The 3,135-nt window shown below is 75.6% G+C and carries 3 protein-coding genes; all 3 read right to left on the reverse strand.

The features are described from left to right. The coding region (locus DQW06_RS04165; RefSeq protein ID WP_117197990.1) for a metal-dependent phosphohydrolase at nucleotides 1-642 on the reverse strand (642 nt) is incomplete at its 3' end. A 44-nt stretch (nucleotides 643-686) separates the two neighbouring features. Beyond that, nucleotides 687-1,349: a response regulator transcription factor gene (locus DQW06_RS04170; RefSeq protein WP_117197991.1), complete on the reverse strand. Its 663-nt coding sequence runs from the start codon at nucleotides 1,347-1,349 to the stop codon at nucleotides 687-689. 40 nt (nucleotides 1,350-1,389) lie between these two features. After that, complete coding sequence (locus DQW06_RS04175) at nucleotides 1,390-3,000, reverse strand: sensor histidine kinase (protein ID WP_013151832.1); 1,611 nt, start codon at nucleotides 2,998-3,000, stop codon at nucleotides 1,390-1,392. Nucleotides 3,001-3,135: the final 135 nt, after the last annotated feature.

Here is a 3,135-nt window from a genome sequence, read left to right on the forward strand (position 1 = left end):
CGCCACCGGGGGCGGGGCGTTCAGCCGGTCGAGTTCGGCGAGCGCGTTCACCCGGGCCCGCGCCTCCCAGCGCGACCGCCCGGCCGGGGTGTGGAACAGGTGCGGCGCCTCCAGCAGCGACCGCAGCACCGCGGTCCGGCCCGCGCGGAAGTCCCCGTCGGGAACGTGCCGGTACTCGGCGCGCACCGCCGTGGCGTAGGCCAGGTACTCGTCGGCCGGGGCGGCCAGCACCGACAGGTCGGCGTCGCAGAGCACCGCGCCGTCGGCGTCCCACCTGCTCGGCCGGTGCGTCGCGGTCACCCCGACCAGGCGCACGACCTCGCGGACCCGCGCGGTCCCCATCCCCGTCAGGGGCAGCAGCCGCTCGGCGAGCCCCGCGCTCTCGCGCTCGTCGCGGCCCGGGACCCCCTCGTAGACGGCGTCGTGGAACCAGACCGCGTAGCGCACCAGGTCGGCGTCGCGCACCCTCTCCTCGCGGAGCAGCAGGTCGACCGCGCGCAGCACGGCCTCCAGGTGGGCGGGCGTGTGGTAGCGGCGGTGCGGCTCGTTCCAGCGGCCCAGGAGTTCGGCGCCGACCGCCACCGCCTCGGGTCCGTCCCCGGCGAGGCCGCGCCAGGCGGCTTCCAGCCACGCGTCGTCCATGCTCCCCAGTCTCCCCCATCGCGGCCGGTCCGCCCGGCACCGGGTCAGGTGGCGGAGGTGTCCACGAGTCCGGCCTCGTGGGCGAGGATGGCCGCCTGGACCCTGTTGCGCATCTCCAGCCGGTTGAGGATGGCGCTGACGTAGCTCTTGACGGTGCCCTCCACGAGGAACAGCCGGTCGGCGATGTCGGCGTTGGACAGGCCCGTCCCCACCAGGGCCAGCACCTCGCGCTCGCGCTGGGTGAGCTCCTCGACCCGGGCGACGGCCGCCGCTTCCCGGGCGGCCCGGGGCCCGCCGAACCGGGCGATGACCTGGCGCGCCACCTGGGGGGACAGGTAGGCGCCTCCGTCGGCGACCGCGTGCACCCCGGCGATCAGCTCGCGCGGGTCGCCCGCCTTGAGCAGGAAGCCGCTGGCGCCGCCGCCGAGCGCCTGGGAGATGTAGCTGTCCTCCCCGAAGGTGGTGAGGATGACCACGGCGGTCCCGGGCGCGACCCTGCGGATCTCCGCCGTGGCGGCGAGGCCGTCCATCCGGGGCATCCGGATGTCCAGCAGCGCCACGTCGGGGCGGTGGGAGAGCACCAGGTCCACGGCCTCGCGGCCGTCGGCGGCCTCGGCCACCACGTCGATCTCCGGGTCGCTGCGCAGGATCGCCCGCACCCCGGCGCGGATCATCGCCTCGTCGTCGGCGAGCAGCACCCTGATCACGTGTGTCCCTCTTCCCTGTGTCCGCAGCGGGTTCGCGTGGTCACCGTAGCGGCGCCTCGCCCTTGGTCAGCAGGCGCCCCTCGGAGAAGCACAGCTGGTAGAAGACCGTCTCCTCGCCGAGGAACACGCCGTTGCTGCGGTAGTAGCTGCATGTGGCGCCCGGGGGGACGGCGTCCTGCGCCAGGACGCTCGCGTCCATGTACACCGAGTTCGGCGGCAGGGCCTCCTCGACCTCGGTCTGGGGGTCGCCGACGGTCAGGTCGGCGAACTCCTCGGGGGTCAGGGTGCTGCTCTCCATGTTCGTGACGCCGATCCATCCCAGCCCGAGCACGAGCGCCACGGCGGCGGTGACCGGTACCAGGGCCAGGGCCATCGTCCAGCCGCGCACCCGGCGGTGGGCGGCGAGCTGGAGCTGGTCGATCTGGGCCGCCTCCCCGTCCTCGTCGGGCCCCGCCCCGGCGGTGCCGTCCAGCGGCATGATCGCGCAGACCTCCCAGCCGCCGTCGCCGTTCGGCCCGGCGGCGAAGGAGCCCCCGGTCAGGCGGACGCGCTCGCGCAGCCCGATGAGTCCGCGCCTGCCGCCCGGACCGGTGTCGGGGCACGGCTCGGGGGGCGCGGAGTTGGTGACCCTGGCCTCCACCCGCTCCCCGCTCGCGGTCAGCCACACGGTCACGTCGGCGCCGGGGGCGTACTTGGCGGCGTTGGTGAGGGATTCCTGGACGACCCGGTGGACCGCGCGGTCCACCATCGGCGGCAGGCCGCCGGTGTCCCCGTCGCGCACCAGCACGACCCGCATGCCGGAGTCGCGGACGCGCTCGACCAGCGCGGGAACGCCCTCGCCCGCGGGGGACATGGGCGCGGGTTCGGTGTCGGCGCGCAGCACGCCGATGATCTCCCGCAGGCTGCGGGTGGCCTCGACCGCGGTGATCCGCAGCTCGGACGCGGAGCGGCGGTGCTCCTGGTCCAGGTCGGGGCTGACCTCCAGGGCCCCGGCGCGCAGGGCGATGAGGCTGAGCTCGTGGCCTAGGGAGTCGTGCATGTCCTGGGCGATGCGGGAGCGCTCGCGGAGCCTGGCCTCGTCGACGGTGAGGCGGTGCTCGCGCTGGAGCTGGCGGGCGTGCTCCCATCCGGCCTCGGCCAGGGCCACGTGCTGGCGCCGGTAGACGCCCACCAGCCAGGGGAGCACGAGGGTGAACACGACGGTGCTCACGGTGGCGGGCCACGCCGCGGGCGCCTCGGGCCACAGCAGCGCTCCGACCGCCGTCCACAGGACGGTCACGGACGTGAAGAGCGCCAGCGCCGACCACACCGTGGGGAGGCGGCGGCCCACCAGGTAGGCGACGCACAGCAGCAGGACGCCGAAGCCGTACACCCAGAACGAGCCGAGCAGCGCCACGGTCAGGGCGAGCAGCGGGTAGAGGCGGCAGAGCACCACGGTCAGCGCGGTCAGCGCCACCGCGGCGGACGCGGTGGTGAGCGCCTCGGCGGCCGACGTCTCACCGGCGCGCCAGCGGATGAGCATCTCCCCCAGGCACAGGACGGCGATCGCGGCCCCGAACAGCACGTCGCGCCAGACGGCGCCCCGGGTGGGCCACCCCCCGAGCGGGGTCAGCGCACGCCGGAGGCCCGCGCGCGGTACGGAGAGGTCCATGCCGGTGAACCTACACACCGGGGGCGGGTCGGCGGCACCGTCGAAAGTCAGGGTGGGGCCACCCCCTCCGACAGGCGCGCCCCCGCTCGGCGCCCCCGCTCGGCGCGCCCGGTGGGAGCACCGCGGGGCCCGCCG

It is taken from the genome of Nocardiopsis sp. TNDT3, assembly GCF_003427465.1.
GTDB classification, from domain to species: Bacteria; Actinomycetota; Actinomycetes; order Streptosporangiales; family Streptosporangiaceae; genus Nocardiopsis; species Nocardiopsis dassonvillei.

Excerpts from the sequence above, each read along its gene's own strand:
- DQW06_RS04175 (WP_013151832.1), bottom strand. The coding sequence starts at position 3,000 with ATGGACCTCTCCGTACCGCGCGCGGGCCTCCGGCGTGCGCTGACCCCG.